At 71.5% G+C, this 18,071-nt stretch carries 14 protein-coding genes and 1 pseudogene; 4 read left to right on the top strand and 11 right to left on the bottom strand.

The genetic code is table 11. The features are described 5' to 3' along the window. Window positions 1-121: 121 nt before the first annotated feature. Together OG257_RS12695 and OG257_RS12700 are read right to left on the bottom strand one after the other, a co-directional pair. Window positions 122-1,711 (bottom strand): acyl-CoA carboxylase subunit beta, encoded by a 1,590-nt coding sequence (locus OG257_RS12695; RefSeq protein WP_329207373.1) that lies wholly within the window; start codon window positions 1,709-1,711, stop codon window positions 122-124. A gap of 78 nt (window positions 1,712-1,789) precedes the next feature. Beyond that, a complete protein-coding gene (locus OG257_RS12700) occupies window positions 1,790-2,584 on the bottom strand; it encodes an AfsR/SARP family transcriptional regulator (RefSeq protein WP_329207374.1) in 795 nt (264 codons plus the stop codon). 266 nt (window positions 2,585-2,850) lie between these two features. Here OG257_RS12700 and OG257_RS12705 point away from each other — a divergent pair, with 266 nt between their 5' ends. The 4 genes from OG257_RS12705 to OG257_RS12720 all read left to right on the top strand — a co-directional run bounded on the left by OG257_RS12705 (window position 2,851) and on the right by OG257_RS12720 (window position 7,430). Beyond that, a complete protein-coding gene (locus OG257_RS12705) occupies window positions 2,851-3,216 on the top strand; it encodes a hypothetical protein (RefSeq protein WP_329207375.1) in 366 nt (121 codons plus the stop codon). Continuing rightward, on the top strand, window positions 3,213-5,486 hold the full coding sequence (locus OG257_RS12710) for a TOMM precursor leader peptide-binding protein (protein WP_329207376.1): 2,274 nt from the start codon (window positions 3,213-3,215) through the stop codon (window positions 5,484-5,486). The genes OG257_RS12705 and OG257_RS12710 overlap by 4 nt, the downstream gene beginning before the upstream one ends. 192 nt (window positions 5,487-5,678) lie before the next feature. Continuing rightward, window positions 5,679-6,788 (top strand): sensor histidine kinase, encoded by a 1,110-nt coding sequence (locus OG257_RS12715; protein ID WP_329207378.1) that lies wholly within the window; start codon window positions 5,679-5,681, stop codon window positions 6,786-6,788. A 27-nt stretch (window positions 6,789-6,815) separates the two neighbouring features. After that, on the top strand, window positions 6,816-7,430 hold the full coding sequence (locus OG257_RS12720) for a response regulator transcription factor (RefSeq protein WP_329207379.1): 615 nt from the start codon (window positions 6,816-6,818) through the stop codon (window positions 7,428-7,430). Window positions 7,431-7,565: 135 nt separating this feature from the next. Here OG257_RS12720 and OG257_RS12725 read toward each other — a convergent pair. The 9 genes and pseudogenes from OG257_RS12725 to cimA form a co-directional block, all read right to left on the bottom strand. Then, window positions 7,566-8,186 (bottom strand): annotated as a pseudogene (locus OG257_RS12725) (4'-phosphopantetheinyl transferase family protein); the annotation flags it as partial. Window positions 8,187-8,283: 97 nt separating this feature from the next. Further along, the gene (locus tag OG257_RS12730; RefSeq protein WP_329207381.1) at window positions 8,284-9,534 is read right to left on the bottom strand and encodes an acyltransferase domain-containing protein; all 1,251 of its coding nucleotides are present in this window, start codon (window positions 9,532-9,534) and stop codon (window positions 8,284-8,286) included. Window positions 9,535-9,611: 77 nt separating this feature from the next. Further along, window positions 9,612-11,345, bottom strand: coding sequence for an acyl-CoA dehydrogenase (locus OG257_RS12735; protein WP_329207383.1), 1,734 nt, complete (start codon window positions 11,343-11,345; stop codon window positions 9,612-9,614). Beyond that, window positions 11,342-13,087 (bottom strand): fatty acyl-AMP ligase, encoded by a 1,746-nt coding sequence (locus OG257_RS12740; protein ID WP_329207385.1) that lies wholly within the window; start codon window positions 13,085-13,087, stop codon window positions 11,342-11,344. The genes OG257_RS12735 and OG257_RS12740 overlap by 4 nt, the downstream gene beginning before the upstream one ends. A gap of 127 nt (window positions 13,088-13,214) precedes the next feature. Further along, window positions 13,215-13,406, bottom strand: coding sequence for an acyl-CoA carboxylase subunit epsilon (locus OG257_RS12745; protein ID WP_329207386.1), 192 nt, complete (start codon window positions 13,404-13,406; stop codon window positions 13,215-13,217). Between the two features lie 108 nt (window positions 13,407-13,514). Next, the gene (locus OG257_RS12750; protein ID WP_329207388.1) at window positions 13,515-14,144 is read right to left on the bottom strand and encodes a hypothetical protein; all 630 of its coding nucleotides are present in this window, start codon (window positions 14,142-14,144) and stop codon (window positions 13,515-13,517) included. Beyond that, window positions 14,131-15,117: an aromatase/cyclase gene (locus tag OG257_RS12755; RefSeq protein WP_329207390.1), complete on the bottom strand. Its 987-nt coding sequence runs from the start codon at window positions 15,115-15,117 to the stop codon at window positions 14,131-14,133. Before OG257_RS12755 ends, OG257_RS12750 begins: the two co-directional genes overlap by 14 nt. Before the next feature lie 143 nt (window positions 15,118-15,260). Then, complete coding sequence (locus OG257_RS12760; protein ID WP_329215053.1) at window positions 15,261-16,295, bottom strand: ketoacyl-ACP synthase III family protein; 1,035 nt, start codon at window positions 16,293-16,295, stop codon at window positions 15,261-15,263. A 24-nt stretch (window positions 16,296-16,319) separates the two neighbouring features. Then, window positions 16,320-17,945: a citramalate synthase gene (gene cimA / locus OG257_RS12765; RefSeq protein WP_329207391.1), complete on the bottom strand. Its 1,626-nt coding sequence runs from the start codon at window positions 17,943-17,945 to the stop codon at window positions 16,320-16,322. Window positions 17,946-18,071 lie beyond the last annotated feature (126 nt).

Below are 18,071 nucleotides of genomic sequence, written 5' to 3' on the forward strand. Positions count from 1 at the left end.
CCCCGGCCGGCCGGACCGGTCGGCCGCTCGCTCGTAGCGGGCCGCCGTTTCCGGTGCAGCCATGGAACGTCTGTGCCCTAGACCGGGACTCGCGTGTGCGTGGATCTGTCGAATCACCCCACTATGTGGGGATATTCCCGTGCTTACGGGACGGCACTTCGGCGTGCTTGGAGCGCAGCATGGCCAGCGAACGGATGAGGATCCGACGGGTGTCCCCGGGGTCGATCACGTCGTCCACGAGGCCTCGCTCGGCCGCGTAGTAGGGGTGCATCAGCTCGGTCCTGTACTCCTCGATGCGCTGCGCCCGCAGCGCCTCCGGGTCGTCGGACGCGGAAATCTCCCGGCGGAAGATGACGTTGGCGGCGCCCTCCGCCCCCATCACGGCGATCTCGTTCGTCGGCCAGGCGAAGGCCAGGTCGGCGCCGATGGACCGGGAGTCCATGACGATGTACGCGCCGCCGTAGGCCTTGCGCAGGACGAGGGAGATGCGTGGCACGGTCGCGTTGCAGTACGCGTACAGGAGCTTGGCGCCGTGCCGGATGATGCCGTTGTGCTCCTGGTCGACCCCGGGCAGGAAGCCGGGCACGTCGACGAGGGTGACCAGCGGGATGTTGAAGGAGTCGCACGTCGAGACGAAGCGGGCGGCCTTCTCGCTGGCATGGATGTCCAGCACGCCGGCCAGGGCCGCGGGCTGGTTGGCGACGATGCCCACCGGGTGGCCGTCCAGGCGTGCGAGGGTGCACACGATGTTGGGCGCCCACGCCTCGTGGACCTCGAAGCTCTCCCCGTCGTCGACGATCTCCTCGATCACCGTACGGATGTCGTAGCTGCGGCCCGGGTCGGCCGGCACCAGGTCCGTGAGGGCGTCGGTGCGCCGGTCGGCGGGGTCCTCGCAGGCCACCACCGGGGGCATCTCTCGGTTGTTGGACGGCAGCAGCGCGATGAGGAACCGTACGTCCTCCAGGCAGGTCACCTCGTCGTCGTACGCGAAGTGGCTGACGCCCGAGACGCTCGCGTGCACATCGGCGCCGCCCAGGCCGTTGTGGGTGATCTTCTCGCCCGTCACCGCCTGTACGACGTCGGGTCCCGTGATGAACATCTGCGCGGAGTCGCGGACCATGAAGACGTAGTCGGTGAGCGCCGGCGAGTAGGCGGCTCCCCCGGCGCACGGGCCGAGCATCACACTGATCTGCGGGATGACCCCGGAGGCCGCGACATTGCGGCGGAAGATCCCGCCGTAGCCCGCGAGCGCCGTCACACCCTCCTGGATCCGGGCGCCCGCCCCGTCGTTGAGGCTCACCAGCGGTGCGCCGGCAGCCTCCGCGAGGTCCATCACCTTGTGCACCTTCGCGGCGTGCGCCTCGCCCAGGGCGCCGGCGAAGACGCGGAAGTCGTGCGCGTAGGCGAACACCGTCCGGCCGTGGACCAGTCCCCAGCCGATCACGACGCCGTCGCCGTGCGGTTTGCGTGCTTCGAGACCGAAGCCGGAGGCCCGGTGCCGGCGCAGCGGCTCGATCTCGGTGAACGTGTCCTCGTCGAAGAGGAGTTCCAGCCGTTCGTGTGCGGTGAGTTTGTTCTTCTCGTGCTGCCGCCGAGTGGCTGCGGGGTCGGGCCCGCGGCTCACTTCCTCCTTGAGCCGGCGCAGTTCAGCGGCGGCACGTCGCAGGTCGGGGGCGGCCGGTGCGACCGTCAGGTCGTCAAGGATCGTCATCGGCCGAACGTAGGAACGCCGGCTAGAGACGTGCTGGAGAGCTCCCACCGGAAGTTATGGGAGAGCTCCCGCCGGGGGTCAGCCGGAGGCCGGGACCGGGAGGTCGAGCGCGGGGTCCGCGGAGAGAACGGCCTGGTGGAGGCGTTGCAGCCGGGCCGAGGGCTCCAGTCCGAGCTCGTCGACCAGGGTGACGCGCAGCCGCTGGTAGGCCTCGAGTGCCCGCCAGGCGCCGCCCGAGCGGTGCAGTGCGGTCATCAGCTGGGCGCAGAAGTTCTCGTGCATCGGGTGCCTGGCGACCAGGACCCGCAGTTCGGGCACGATCTCCGTGTGCCGGCCGATTATGAGGTCGGCGTCGATGCGCCGCTCCAGGGCGGCCATCCGGTCCTCCTCCATGCGGAGCACCTCGAGCTCGAGCACGGTGCCGATGCGTACGTCGACGAGTGCGGAGCCCTGCCACATCTTGAGGGCCCGGCCCAGCAGGTCGGAGGCGGCGTAGTGGTCGCCGGCCTCGTGCGCCGCCCGCCCGGAGGCGGTGAGCTGGCTGAACTCGTGGGCGTCCACCTGGCCCGGCTGCACCTGGAGCAGGTAGCCGCCGTGCTGGGTGATCAGGACGTCCTTGGCCTGGCGGGCCGGGTCCCCGTCGAGCGCTGCCGCGATCTTGCGGCGGAGCTGGAGGATGTAGGTCTGCAGAGTGGTGGCCGCGCTGCGCGGGATGTCCTCGCCCCAGATCTCCTCCATCAGCGTCGCCACGGTCACGACGCGGTCGGACTGCAGGGCGAGCAGGGACAGGATCTGGCGCGGCTTGGCCGCGGTGGGCACGACGGACACCCCGTTCTCACGGGCTGTCAGCGGTCCCAGGACTTTGATCTCCATGATTGCGCCCTCCCTTTCGTGCGCTGCGCGGCCGGCCCGTCGGTGGACCGGCATGAGCTTGCGGAGTCTGGGCCGAGCCTGACACCTGCGACGTTCGAGTCCCAGTGAGGTGGTCACGAGGGCGCACATGAAAATGTCATGCCCCGGTGGTGAGCCTCGCACTGTGCTGTGCGGCGCGGCGGGACGCAGAATCCTGGCACTCGGGAAACGAGTGAACGACGGAAACGCATCCGGTCTCGTATCACGGACCCTGGAGGGGGAACTCCATGAACATCACCATGCACGTCTCCGCACACAACGCCCCGGCCGGCACGGCCACCCAGCCGCTCTCGTCCGATCACCGCCTCGCCCTGCTGACGGCACGGGCCGGCCTCGAGCCCGAGCTGGCCCAGCGCTACACGAGCGACCCGGTCTCCGTACTCGCCGAGTTCGGCCTCCCGGCGATGGAGCCGGTCTACGGGGACATGTTCGGGGACCTGTCCGGCGACGCGTTCAAGAACAGCACGCCCGGCGCTTCGGGGCGGGACCTGGTGATCGACCACCTGGACCGGCCGGGCACCGCCACGCTCTACGGGTGCTACAGCGGCATGGCGCCCCTGCCCGGGGAAGAGGCCGGGGCGGCGCTTGCATGACCATGACCGGGGGGACGGGCACCGAGCTGCCGGTGGGTTTCAAGAGACATCTGCGGGTGGAGGCGATCGAGGGGGACGCCGTCTACCTGCTGTCGGAGCAGGGGACAACGGCCTTGCAGGGGCGTGAGGTTCAGGAGCTCGCGGCCCTGCTGGACGGCACCCGCACCTTGGCCGGGGTACTGCGGGACGCGGCGCCGACGCTGCCGCCCGCCACCGCGGCCCGCATGATCGCGGAACTCGCACGGGCCGATCTGATCGGCTATCACGACCCTGCCACCGACGCCTGTACGGAGGCGTACTGGGAGTTCGCCGGCGTCGACGGTCCCAGCGCCTCCGCGTCGTTCCGTACGACAGCGGTGGAGCTGGTGACCCTCGGGCGGGCCGACCCCGGGGCGGCCAGGGCCGAGTGCCTGGCCGCCGGGCTGCGGGTCACCGGACCGGACGAGGGGGAGCCGGCAGCACTCTCCCTCGTCCTGTGCGACGACTACCTGGACCCCCGGCTGGCCGAGGTCGACGCCCGGCACCGGGAGTCGGGCAGGGCCTGGCTGCTGGCCAAGCCGAGCGGCGCGGAGACCTGGGTGGGCCCGGTGTTCGGGTCGGAGCAGGGTGCCTGCTGGGAGTGTCTGGCACACCGTCTGCGCGGCCACCGGGCCTCCCGGGCACCGGTTCTGCACGCCCTCGGGCTCGCGGGTACGGTCCAGGTCCCGGAGGCGTCGTTCGCCACCGTGCGGGCCCTCGGGCTGCACACGGCGGTGCTGGAGGCCACGAAATGGGTGGCCGGCATGCGGTACGAGGGCCAGCAGGCGGTGTGCACGCTGGACACCCGCACCCTGCACACCAGCCGGCACCCGGTGGCCCGCCGCCCGCAGTGCTCGACGTGCGGGGATCCGGAGCTCGTCCCCGAGCGGGTACGAAGACCCTTCGTACCCGTGTCGAGCCCGAAGGTGCACACCGTGGGGGGCAACCACCGGGCGCAGAGCGCGGAAACGGTTCTGGCGCGCTACCGGCACCTGGCCGATCCGGTCACCGGCATCATCTCCGGACTCCGCCCGGCGCCCGGCTCTCCGGAGGGGCTGAACCGGTACGTCGCCGGGCGCAACATGGCTCTGGGCGACAGCCGTTCACTGGCCGGGCTGCGCGGCGGGCTGCGGGGGCAGAGCGGCGGCAAGGGAACGACACCGCAGGAGGCCGAGGTCGGCGCCCTGTGCGAGGCGCTGGAACGTTACTGCGGCACCCGGCAGGGCGATGAGCCCACCGTGCGCGACACCCTGGCCGGGCTCGGGGGCGCGGCCGTGCACCCCAATTCCTGCCAGTTGTTCGCCGGCCGGCAGTTCCGGGAGCGGGACCGCTGGAACGCCCGGCACTCCCGCTTCCAGCAGGTCCCGCCACCGTTCGACCCGCAAGCACCGGCCGACTGGACCCCGGTCTGGTCGCTCACCTCCGGCACGCAGCGGCTGCTGCCCACCTCCATGCTCTACTTCGGCCCCGGACCGGATGGCGTACCTGCCGCTCCGTGGGCCGACTCCAACGGCAACGCGGCGGGCAGCAGTCCGGAGGACGCCGTCGTCCAGGGATTCCTGGAGGTGGTGGAACGGGACGCCGTCGCCCTGTGGTGGTACAACCGCACCCGGCAGCCCGCGGTGGACCTCGATGCGTTCGACGAGCCCTGGCTGGCCAGGACACGGCAGGCGTACGCGCGGCTGCACCGGGAAATCTGGGTTCTCGATCTCACCGCGGACTTCGGCATACCCGTGATGGCCGCACTGTCCCGGCGCACCGACCGGACGGCCGAGGGCATTTCCTTCGGCTTCGGGGCTCATTTCGATCCCCGGCTCGCACTGCGCAGAGCGGTGACGGAGATGGCCCAACTCCTGCCTCCGGAGGAGAACTCTCCCGAACTCCTTTCCGCGGACCGGGATCTCTCCTCCTGGTGGCGTGGTGCGACGGTGGAAAATCAGCCATACCTGAGCGCGGATCCAGCCGAAACCTCACGCACTCCCGACTGCTACTCCTTCGCCGCCCGAGGCGATCTGCGTGAGGACATCGAGTTGGCCGAAACCCTCGTACGGAGTCATGGAATGGAGATGCTCATTCTCGACCAAACCCGGCCCGACGTGGGACTTCCCGTTGTGAAGGTGATCATTCCGGGGATGCGTCACTTCTGGGCCCGATTCGCCCCGGGCCGTCTCTTCGACATACCTGTGAAACTCGGACGACTTGAACGCCCGCTCCCATACGAACAAATCAACCCCGTACCGCTGTTCGTCTGAATCCGGCTGCCGTCCGCATCCGCTAGCTCACGGACAACCGGAAGACATAGCATGCGTCCGCCACTGTTGGTCCTTGGCGAGGAGGCGGCGATGCCGACGAGGAACGTCGTTCCGTTCTCACCCCGTTCGCAGGCACCGGCCCCGCGGCTGGCCCGCGCGATTATCGTGGTGGCTCTTGTTTGTTACGGCACCATGACGGTGCTCAATGTGGTGCGGACCCGGCCCGGAACGACACAGCTCATCGTCTGTATCGGACTGGTTCTCGCGGTGTTCGGCGTGCAGCTGGCCGTCTCCTCTCCGCAAGCCCGCCGTTGGCCGACCGGCTGGAAAGCGCTTGTTCTGATCCTGCAGGCGGTGCTCACCTTTGCGCCGCTCGTCTGGTTCGGTACGAACTGGGGCAGCATGGAGGGGCCGCTCGCCGCCTCGCTGCTGCTCACGCTTCCGGCGCGCTGGGCCTGGCCCAGCTACGGGCTGCTGATCGCCTTCATCCCGGTGTACAACCTGATGGCCGGGGCGACGATCGACCTGGTGCTGTACTTCACGATCGCCGGCATCCTCACCGGTCTCGTCATCTACGGCCTGACCCGTCTCACCGACCTCGTGCACGAGGTGCATGCCACCCGGGAGGAGCTGGCCCGGATGGCCGTGACGCAGGAACGGCTGAGGTTCGCCCGCGATCTGCACGACCTGCTCGGCTACAGCCTCTCCGCCATCACGCTCAAGGGAGAACTGATCCAGCGGCTCATCAGCAGCCGCCCGGACAAGGCACGCGAGGAGACCGCCTCGGTGCTGCGGGTGGCACGGCAGGCCCTGGCCGACGTACGGCTGGTGTCCAGCGGTTACCGCGACATGTCGCTGTCCGAGGAGGCGGAATCGGCGGGGACCGTGCTCGCCGCCGCGGACATCAGGGCGGATGTCACGGTGGAGTGCGGGCGGCTGCATCCGGTCGTCGACACCGTGCTCGCCACCGCCCTGCGCGAGGGAGTCACCAATATTCTGCGGCACAGCGGGGTCCGGGTCTGCACCATCAAGGCGGAGCTGGACGAAGAAACGGTCCGTCTCGGCCTGACCAACGACCACCCGCACGAGCAGACGGACGTCTTCTCCGCGCGGGCCGGCGGCGGCAGCGGGCTGGACAATCTGAGGTGCCGGTTCGCCGCCATCGGCGGCGGGCTGACCGCGGGACTTCAGGGCGACGGCCGGTTCCATCTCGAGGTCTGGGCACCGATCAGGCCCCAGAACAACGAGAACGAACTGCTGGTTCTGGAGCCCGCGACCCCGGAGAGATCCGCCGTAGCCTGACTTCACATCATCTGACCGGGGGTAACGATGCTGTCCGTGCGAATCCTCCTCGCCGAGGATGTTCACATGATCCGAGGCGCGCTGGTGGCGCTGCTCCAACTGGAGCCGGATCTTCATGTGGTCGCCGCGGTGGACCGGGGTGACACGATCGTGGCCACGGCGCTCGCGTCCAAGCCGGACGTCGCGGTGATCGACATCGATCTCCCCGGCATCGACGGTCTGACGGCGGCAGCCGAGCTCCATGAGCAGCTGCCCAGCTGCCGCACCCTGATCCTCACGAGCCTCGGACGTCCCGGCACCCTGCGGCGCGCCCTGTCCGCCCATGTCTCGGGCTTCCTGCTCAAGGACTCGCCGCCGGACCAGCTCGCGCTCGCCGTACGGTCGGTGGCCACCGGGCGCCGGGTCGTGGACCCCCAACTGGCGCTGACCGCCTGGGACTCCCCGGAGAACCCGCTGTCCCCCCGGGAGCTCGAGGTACTACGGCTCGCCACCCGCGGCGCCGACGCCGCCGAGATCGCCGGCTGCCTGTACCTGTCCAAGGGCACGGTCCGCAACTACCTCACGGCCATCGTCGGCAAGCTCGGCGCGCGCAACCGTATCGACGCGATCCGGATCGCCGAGGAAGCCGGCTGGCTCCCCTGACCGCGCCCGCACGGGCCCGCGGACCGCACCGGGCGTGCCCAGCAGCGTGTCGAGCATGCCGTCGTCCAGGGTGGTGCCCACCGACAGGTCCGCCAGTTCACCGAAACCGGTGTCACAGACCGCGACGCTCACGACATAGCCCTCCCCTGCCCGGAACGTACCGAACTGCCACTCCGAGCCCGGGACCGGCGAGCCGTCAGGACGGACCAGCCGGGTGCCGTCGCCGCCCCTGTGACCGTCCAGGGCGAAGCCGAACTCGGTGAAGCGGAAGCGCAGTCCCTGGCCCAGTGCCTTGCTGTACGCCTCCTTGAGCGTCCACAGCCGCACCATGGTGTCGTTGCGCGACCCGTCCCCGCCTGCGTCCAGCCGCTCCTTCTCGTACGGAGTGCACGCCTGGCGCTCGGAACCGGTGTGCGCGAGCCGCCGGTCGGCGCGCTCCACGTCGACGCCGATGCGCCCCCTGCGGGTGATGCCGACGACCATCATCTCCTCGGTGTGGCTGAGGCTGACGTCGATCTGGTCGCAGCCGCGCACGTACGGACGCCCGCCCGGCTGGTAGGCCAGGTCCACCAGGTCGGGGCCGGTGCGCAGGACCGCGGCCGCGGCATGCCGCAGGAACAGCCGGGAGGCGACGAACCTCTCGCGCATACGGGGCTGGGAGAGGCTCTCGTAGCGGCGCCAGTCCCGTCCCAGCTGCCGGCGCAGCTCGGCCTCGGTGTCTCCCTGCGGAAGCCAGGGGGGCATCGTCGCGTACATCACGACGCTGCCCGTACGGGAAAGCTCCCCGTGGATGTCGCCCCAGGGGCCGCCGGGGCCTTCGGCGAGCAACGGGCGCCCGACCCGTTCCCTCACCTCAGGCTCCGGAGAGGGCTGCGGCCAGCGGCCCGGCGTCGAGGGCGGAGATCACCCCTGCCAGGTCCACGGCGTCGCTCGCCGGCCCCTGGCACACGGGCAGGCAGACGGGACCGCGCGGTCCGCCGCCCATCCGGCGCAGGAACGGCGTGAGCACGGCCTGGGGCCCGATCTCGACGACGTGCGTGGGTGCCTGCTGTGCCAGCAGGCTGCGCGCGGCGTCGGCGAACCGGACGGGTGCGGTGATCTGTTCGGTCCAGTACGGGGCGTAGAGCGGCTCGGTGGCCAGCCGGCCGTACACCGTCGAGTAGAACGGCACCCGGGCGGCTCCGCCGGGCATCCGTCGGACGATCGCTTCGAACTTGGGGACCACGGGGGCCATCAGCGGGGAGTGGAAGGCGTGCGACACGGCCAGGTGGCGGCAGCGGATGCCGCGCTCGCCGAGCCGGACCTCGATGCGCTCCAGGGCGGCACGGTCGCCGGACAGGACGATCGCCTTCGCCGCGTTGATGGCGCTGATGCCCACGGCGGGTTCGGCGGAGACGAGCTCGGCGGCCTCGTACGGCGTGATGCAGATGGCCATCATGCCGCCGCCCGGCGGCAGGTACTGCATGAAGGCGCCGCGCATCGAGACGAGCTTCGCGGCGTCGGCCAGGGTGAGCGCCCCGGCGACGGTGGCGGCGGCGAACTCCCCGATGCCGTGGCCGAGTACGGCCACCGGGCGCACCCCGGCCTCCTCCAGTGTCCTGGCCAGGGCGTACTCGACGGCGAACAGGGCGGGCTGGGTCAGCGCGGTGCGGTGGATCGCCGGGTCGTCGGCGAGGATCAGCTTCACGATGGACTGCTTGGTCCACGGCATGATCGCGGCGTCGGCCTCGTCGAGGAAGGCGCGGTAGCCGGTGGAGTTCAGGTAGAGCCCGGAGGTCATCCCCGGGTGCTGGGAGCCCTGGCCGGTGAAGACGAACGCGGCGCGGATCTGGCTGCCGCCCTGGTTCACGTCCCGCATCGCGAGGAAGTCGGCGAGCTGGCGCACGGTGGGGTAGGCCCAGATGTCGTCGGGCTCGATGAGGGGGCCGAACTCCTCCTCGATGTCGCCGTAGAGGCTGAGCGCGGCCACCGAGTCGAGGCCCTCCTCGGCCAGCGGAACGGTGTCCTCCACCGGGCGTCCGATGTAATGCGCGACCCGTTCGCTCAGCCACTCGCGGTGGGCCACCGCGAAGTCGTCCTGGGCGCGGGGCGGTTGGTCCTGCATGAGTCTGCTCCCTGTCGGGCTCTGGGGCGGGGGGCGCCCGGGGCGGTCGGGGGTACGGGGGTGGCTGCCGGGGGTGTTCAGGCGAGCGGCGAGCTGTAGAGGTCGTAGCTGCGCCGGTTGTGCAGCCGGGCCATGACCTCGTCCAGGGCGAGGCGCTCGCAGTCGGCCGGGCGGTCGGGCAGCGGCAGCCCGAGCCGTCTGACCAGCCGGTACAGCACCGCGGTGGCCCAGGCGGGGGAGGCCAGGAAGGAGTCGACGCGGTCGGCGGGCGCATGCCGCTGTTCGCGCCACACCCCGAGCGCGGCAGCCCCGGCGAGCACCAGGGTGTAGCGGTCCGCGAGGCCGAAGCTGTACGGGCTGGAGAGCGCCTCCCGGTCGCCCTGCTGCACCTTCTCGAACGCCTTCTTCAGCTCGACGAGCTCCCCCGTGAGCGCCCTGGCCAGGAAGCGCAGGGTGGGGCCGCCCTCCCCCTCCTCGCCCTGCCCTCCTGCCGCTTCGAGCAGATCCGTGCAGGCGACCAGGGTCGCGGCGAGCGGGTCGCCGTCGCCTAGCAGGACCGGCTGGGACAGGTCCAGGGGCGGCAGCGGCTCGTGCGGGCGGAACAGGCCGGGGGGCGGTTCGGGGTCCGCGAACCAGGCGTGCCGCGCGAAGTACGGGAGCTGGGGCAGGATGCTGACCTGCCGGCCGGCGCTGCCCGCGTGGCCCAGCGAGGTGACAGGCAGGTCGCGGCGCTGCTTCTGGAACATCCCGTACGCGCCGTCCTGGGCGAACGTTTCCTCACCCAGCACCGACGACATCTCGTCCATGCTCTCGGCCACGAGCTTGGGTGCCAGATAGGCGGCGGCCGCCGCGTAGGCACTCATCTGCCGGGGCAGCAGGTGCAGCGCCCTGGTCGCGACCAGGGCGAGGCAGTCGATGACCAGCAGGTCGAGGAATCCGCCCGTCAGCACGTCGCGCACGTGCTGCACGTCCAGCGACGAACGGCCGTCCGCCCGGGTCCGGTTGGCGAACCGGGCGACGGTGCGCAGTGCGGTGTCGGCGCCGGCGAGCACGATGGACGGGATCAGCCCCCGGATGAGCAGCGAGGAGCGCAGCGACAGTTCGTAGCCGTCGCCGATCTCGCCGAGGACGGCGCTCTCCGGTACGGGGCAGTCGGTGATCCGCAGTCCGCCGAACTCCGCGCTGCGCATGCCCGTCGTGGTGCGGCGGGCCAGGTCCTCGACCCGGTCGGCGGGCAGTTCGTCGCGGTCGAGCAGCAGCACCGTGTGGCTGCGGCCGCGGGCGGCGCCCTCCGTGCGGGCGAAGATGACGAGGCCGGTGGCGCGCGAGGCGTTGGCGATGGCGGACTTGCTGCCGTCGAGGATCAGGCCGCCGGGGACGGTGCGTGCGGTGAACTCGTCGCGGACGAAGTCGTTGCCGTGCGCGACCTCGTGCCGGGCCACGGCGACGCGCCGGCCGCCGAGGAGCAGCCGGGCGGCGTGGCCGCGCTGTTCGGGGTCGCCCGCGGTCCACACCGGGGTGGTGGCGAAGAAGCAGTTGAGCCCGTAACCGAAGCCGAGGGACGCGTCCCGGCGGAAGACGGGGCGGAGGATCCGCCCGAGCACGTCCATCCGCTCCAGCCGGCCGCCCACATCGGCGGGCACGAACTCGGCGTTGAGGTCGAACGCGTCCAGCACCTGTTCGGCCTCGGGCAGCACCTCGCCCGCCGCGTCGGCGGCGAGCAGGGCGGCGGTGCCGAGCGGGTTCGCGGGGTCGTCGAGGGGGCCGAACGCCCGCTCCAGGGTGTCGATCCGCTCCTCTGCCGTGGTCATCGCTGCCTCCCCGCTGCCAGCAGCAGCTCGACCTCGGGCTCGATCCGCTGGTGCAGCGGGGTGAGCTCACCGCGCAGGAACAGCCGGCGCATGGCCGCCCGCTCCACCTTTCCGCTCGTCGTGCGGCGTACCGTGCCGGGCCGTACGAGCAGCACCCCGGCGGTACGGACCTCGTACTCCTCGCCGAGACGCTGCTGGACGGCGGCGGCGAGTGCCGCGAGGTCTATGTCGTACCGGCTCCGGGCCCGCAGCTCCTGGACGATGACGATGCGTTCGCGGGCACCGGGCACCGCGAAGGCGGTGGCGGCCCCGAAGAGGCCGCTGACCTGCTGCACCGTGCGTTCCAGGTCCTGCGGATAGAGATTGCGCCCGGCGACGACGATCATGTCCTTGAGCCGGCCGGTGACGTGCAGCAGGCCGTCGTGCAGGGCGCCGAGGTCACCGGTGCGGAGATAGCCGCCGCCACCGCCGTCGATGCGGCAGTCGAAGGCCGCCGCGGTCTCCGCGGGGCGGGCCCAGTAGCCGGGTCCCACGCTCTCGCCGCGGACCCAGATCTCCCCGATCCGGCCGTCCGGCAGCTCGCGGCAGGTCTCCGGGTCGACGATGCGCAGCTCGACGGACGCGGCGGGGCCGCAGTGCGCGAGGGTGCGGCCGGGTCCGGTGGGGGCGGTGAGCCGGCCGGCCTCCAGCGCGGCCGCGTCGACGGTGCGGGCGGCGGCGGCCGGGGCGGTGCGGGTGCCGGAGACCATGAGGGTCGCCTCGGCCAGGCCGTAGCAGGGCGCCAGGGCACCGGGGCGCAGTCCGGCAGGGGCGAAGCGCTCGGCGAACTGGGTCAGGGTGGCGGGGTCGATGGGCTCGCCGCCGTTGACGGCGACCTCCCAGCGGGACAGGTCGAGGCCCGCGAGCTGCGAGTCGTTGATCCTGCGTACGCACAGCTCGTACGCGAAGTCCGGGGCGCCGCTGACCGTCAGCCCGTACCGCGAGATGGCCTCCAGCCAGTTCGCGGGCCGCTTGACGAACGCGGCCGGCGACATGAGCACGGCGGTGCCGCCGAGCCACAGGGCGTGCAGGAGCTGGCCGACGAGTCCCATGTCGTGGTGGAGCGGCAGCCAGCCGCCCATCCGGATGCCGGGACGGGTGCCGAGTGCTTCCTGGATGGCCCGCTGGTTGGCGAGCAGACTGCGGTGGGTGACGACCACGCCGCGCGGGTCACGGGTGGATCCGGAGGTGTACTGGAGGTAGGCGACCGTGTCCGGTCCGGGCACGAAGGGCTGCCAGGGCTCGGGGGCGTGGGTGGCTGCGGGGCCGTCGGCCAGGAGGCAGACGACGTCGCCGTGCCCGGTGCGGGCGAGCAGCTGGGAGACCTCCGCGGCCTCGTCGGTGGAGGTGAGCACGCAGACGGCGGCGGCCTCCTTGACGATCCCGGCGATGCGGTCGTCGTGGTGGCCCCGCCCGCCGGGCGGGGCGACGGGTACGGCGACGGCTCCCGCGTACAGGCAGGCGAGGAAGCCGGTGACGAACAGGGCGCGTGAGCGGTGCGCGATCAGTACCCGCTCCCCCGGTTCCACATGACGGCGCAGTGCGGTCGCCAGGGTGCGGGCCGAGCGGTCGAGTTCCGCGTACGCGATCGTCTGCGGCCGCAGGCTGCCGTCGCGCTCGGTGAGGAGGATCAGCGCCTCCCGGTCCGGCGTCTCGGCGGCCTGGGCTTGGATGTGTTCCGTAAAGGTCCGGTGACCTCTCACGCCTCCCCCTCCCATGTCGTGGCACCGTCCCCGGGGACGGGCCACGGCTGGCTCTGCTGTGGGCAAGGTAGGCGCGGACCCTTGAGGGGTCCTCGACCTCGCCCGTGGACGTACGGCGAATTCCGCTTCACGGCGCGGTCCAGGTGACCGGGTGCCGGTAGCCGCCACGTTTGACGGTCCATCCGGCGTAGGCCGCCTTGGTCTCCTCGTCCGGTTCGCCGGAACGGCGGACCAGGGCGAGCAGCACGGCGGTCACGGCCGCCAGCTCGGCCTCGTCGGGCCGGCCACGGAGCACGGTGATGCGCATCGGATTCGCCATGACGACAGCGTGCTCCCACCTGCTCGAAGCGTGCTCGCGCCCGGGACGCGCCGGAGCCGAGGACCTGGTGGCCCTCGGCTCCGGCGCGGGTGGAGGCGGTACGGGGTGTCAGACCAGGACGCGTTCGTACGCGAGGTGACGGGTGCGTTCCACGAGGACGTCCGCGCTCTCGCGCATCTGCTCGGTCAGCGCGGTGTATCCGCCGTCGGCCAGGGCGCGTTCGCAGTCGTCGGTGTCGCGCCACCACTGGATGCCCGTGTACACGTCGGGGCGGAGGGTGGAGCGCAGCAGATCGCTGCCGCCGAAGCCGCCGAGCCGGCCGAAGTGCTCGTCCGCCTCGGCGAAGCGCCGTTCGAAGAGCGCCGGGTCACGGAAGATCCGGGCCCGGGTCAGCACGACGTTCTCCGCCCCGACCACGGCGTCCTCCTTCAGCACCCGCGCCACGCTGACGGCCTGGTCCACCTCGGTGTTGACCATCGGGCCGAGCTGTTTGACGTGGGCCTGGAAGGTGTCGTCGTGGACGGTGTTCAGGAAGCCCCGCATGGTCCGCCAGTGTCCGAGGTGGACGAACACCTCGGGGCGCTCGACGAGTTGGACGGTCACCAGGAAGTCGAAGTCCTGGCGTCTGCGCAGGTATTGGGAGTGATCCCTGAACTCGCGCTCGAACCGCCCGGTGTCGCCCTTCACCTCGAACCGGTTGACCACGGTGACGGGTGTGTCCTGACTACGACTGTGCACGCGCTTCCTCCGCGAACTGCTTGGCATGACGCAAAGTGGTGGAACTGTTCGTACCGAGTGCCTTGCGCACCAGCGCGCGTGCCTCGGCGAGGGTGGCCTGCGGGCCCAGCGCGGTGCGTACGCCCGCGGGGTCCAGGGTCACCGTGTGCCACGAGGTGGCCCTGACCGTACCGTCCCCCAGTGACTCGATGACCCAGCGGCCCGTGTGTCCGGCCATCGCGACCGGTACCCGGAGCTGCTTGTAGACGATGACGTCGCGGTCCTCGAAGCAGACCCGGACCGAGGTGGTGTTGTGCGTGGAGCCGTCCGGGCTGCGGGTGTCCATGTCCATGTGCTGGATGCCCGGCTCGTCCTCGGTGAGGTCGAGGCGTGCCACGTGCGGCAGCCGCTCGGGCCACAGGTCGGCGCGGTCCAGGAAGGCGAACACGTCGCCGGCCGCCCCGAACACGGTCTCGGAGTCGCTGAAGGTGAAGTGGAGTTCCTCGCGGGCGTCGCCCTGCTCGGCGGTGTTCTTCAGGGCGAGGAGCTCGGCGCGGCTGTTGCCGTCGACGGCGCTCTCGATGAGCTCCTCCGCGGCCGGGTCGCCGTCGACGGCACGGTAGTCGTGCAGCAGCGTGACGCGGGTGGTGCCGTCCTCGAGCTCCTGGACACGCCACTCGCCGCCCATCGAGGCGACGGGGGCGGCCGTGACGACCTGGCGGAAGGTGATGGTGCGGGCGGCCGGGTCCAGGACCCGGCGCGAGGTCCAGGTGCGGACCTTGTCACCGGCGACTGCCCAGATGCGCAGGAGCTGCTCGCCGCCGTCGGCGGGGGCCTCCTCCAGCACCTCGACGTGCACGGTGGGGCCGAACACCTGGGGCCACTCGGCGACATCGGCCACCAGCGCGTAGACGGCCTCAGGTGCTGCCGCCACGGTGATGGAGTGCTCCGTGACATGGAGTGCTTCGGTTTCGGACGTAGCGGTCGGCGCCACGGCAGACCTTCCCTTCGACAGTCCGCAGCAAGGCGGATCACAAGGCTGACATGAATGGCTCAAGCGAAACTGGAGAACCGGTGGACCCGCTTGGACCGACCGGCACATGGGGCGCGACGCCGCCCCCCATGTGCCGGTCGGTCTTACGCTGCGGCCCAGCCGGGGCGTTCGAGGATGTCCAGGACGGCGCAGCCCCAGCTGTATCCGGCGCCGACGCTGACCAGGACGATCCGGTCGCCGGGCGCCGCCCGGCCGGAGACCGTCAGATGGTCCAGGCCGGCGAACTGGTCACCGGCGCCGAGGTGTCCGACCGTGCGGCTGAAGTCCCAGGTGGTGCGGGCGGGGTCGATGCCGAACGGCTTGTAGTAGATGGAGGTCAGGCGCCGTTTCCCGAAGTGCGGCAGCACCACCCAGTCGGCTTCGGAGAGTTCGCTGCCGGCGTCGGCCAGCGCCTGCTTGATGACCGTCTGCTGGCCGTTGTGCGCCCGGGTGATGGCGTACGAGATCCCGGCGCGGCCGACGAAGGACCGTTTCGCGGCCTCGAAGTCCACGGGCATGCGGTGGCCGAACGGTGCTGTGGTGAACGGGTCGTCGCCGCGGTGCAGCGGCTCCAGCTCGGGGTCCGCGTACAGCGCGAGCGAGACCAGCCGGGCGAAGCCGCCGCGCCGGGAGAGCACGAGCGAGGTGGCGCCGTCGGCGTACGGGGTGCCGGGGTCGGTGTTCCAGCGGTCGATGCCGGGGGCGCAGAACCGGTCGGCGGTGGTGAGCAGCGCGTCGCTGTGCCCGTGGCCCGCGGTGAGGTAGGCGGTGGCCAGATCGAGTGCGGCGAGCCCGCCGTTGGACATCTGCCGGATCTCGATGGCCTGGCAGGTGTTGCCGAGTGCCTCGCGCTGGATGTAGGAGGCGACGGGCCACAGGTCCTGGCCCTGGTGGTAGGTGTCCGCGTGCAGCAGCAGATCGACATCGCCGCCGTGGGTGCCGGCCCGCTCCAGGGCGGTCCGGGCGGCGGCGGCGGCCATCTCGGCTGCCGACTCGTGGGGCGAGTACGCCACCGATTCCATGCCGGTGGCCGCTGCCACCCGGGGCGGGCACGCCCCGGAGGCGACGGCGTCGGCCACCGGGATGCGGGAGGGAAGCCGTGTGGAGGTCCCCCGTATGTAGACGTCTTCCAGACGCACTGTCACTCCAAGGAAGGTCGGGGATCAGCCCGTTGCGGCGGCGGCCAGGGGCGCGGTGTCGTGGACGAGGCCGGGCGGTCCGTCGAGCAGGACGTAGTGGACGGCGTCCAGGAGCGCCTGCCAGCTGGCCGCGGTCGTGTTGCCGTCCACCCCGACGGTGCCCCAGCGGCGCTCCCCGTCCCGGTAGGAGATGAGGACCCGGGCAGCTGCGCCGCTGCCGGTCTCCCCGCTGAGCACCCGCACCCGGTAGTCCACCAGTTCGAGCCGGGCGAGGGCCGGGAAGCAGGGGTCCAGGGCCGTGTGCAGCGCGGTGTCCAGGGCGTTGACGGGGCCGTTGCCGTGCCCGGTCGCGGTGACGCTGCGGCCCTGGACCAGGAGCCGTACGGTGGCCTCGGTGCGGACCTCGCCGCTCAGCACCCCGAACACCCCGACGGACCAGGACTCCACCTCGAAGGGGCGGGGCCCGGGGCCGCCGGCGAGCTCCTCGCGCAGCAGCAGCTCGAACGAGGCGTCGGCGGACTCGAAGCTGTAGCCGCTGTTCTCCAGGTCCTTCACCCGGGTCGCGGCGCGGGCCACCTCGTCGGAGCCCGCTTCCACGTCGTACCCGAGTTCACGCGCCTTGAGCTCGATCGACGAGCGGCCTCCCATGTCGGAGACGAGGGTGCGCATCGTGTTGCCGACCAGCTCAGGGGTGGTGTGCTGGTAGAGGTCGGGGTCGACCCGCAGCGCGGAGGCGTGCAGTCCGGCCTTGTGGGTGAAGGCCGAGCCGCCGATGTACGGGGCGGCGACGTTGCCGGCCACCTGGGTCAGCTCGGTGATGGCCCGGCCGGTGGCGGCAAGCTCCCGCAGCTTCTCCAGCGGCACGACCTCCCGGCCCCGCTTGAGCACGAGGTTCGCGATGACGGTGAACAGGTCGGCGTTGCCGCACCGTTCGCCGTAGCCGTGCGCGGTGCCCTGTGCCTGGACGGCTCCCGCGTCCACCGCTGCCATGGTGTTGGCGACGGCGCAGCCGGTGTCGTTGTGGCAGTGGATGCCGAGCTGCACTCCGGTCAGGGCGAGTGTCTCGGCGACGACGGACCGCACCTCGTCGGGCAGTGAGCCGCCGTTGGTGTCGCAGAGGACGACCGTCTCGGCGCCCGCCTCGGCCGCGGCGCGGACCACGGCGAGCGCGTACTCGCGGTTGAGCTGGTAGCCGTCGAAGTAGTGCTCGGCGTCGACGAACACCCGCCGGCCGGCGTGCACCAGGTGGCGTACCGTCCCGCTGATCATGGCGAGGTTCTCGGCGAGCGTGGTGCGCAGCGCGTTGCGCACATGCCCGGTGTGGCTCTTGGCCACCAGGGTCACCACCGGGGTCTCGGCCTCCAGCAGGGCGCGTACCTGCGGGTCGAGGGAGGCGGGTACGCCGGGCCTGCGGGTGGCGCCGAAGGCGGCGAGCACGGCGTTCTTCAGGTCGAGTTCGGTGCGGGCGCGACGGAAGAACTCGGTGTCCTTCGGCACGGCCCCCGGCCAGCCTCCCTCGATGAAGCCCACCCCGAGGTCGTCGAGCCGGCGTGCGACGGCGAGCTTGTCCTCGACCGTCAGCACCATGCCTTCCTGCTGAGTGCCGTCGCGCAGGGTCGTGTCGTAGAGCTGGAAGCTCTGCTCGGCCATCGCCCCTCCCTTGTCCTGTGTGCGCCGGCGATGGCCGGCCGCTGTCCGGATACTTCCCCCACGGTCCGGCGGCGGGCCGGAGAAAGGCTCGAGCGGTGATGGACCGTGCGCACACGACGGTGCGGC

The sequence above is a fragment of the Streptomyces sp. NBC_00683 genome (assembly GCF_036226745.1).
Classification (GTDB): domain Bacteria; phylum Actinomycetota; class Actinomycetes; order Streptomycetales; family Streptomycetaceae; genus Streptomyces.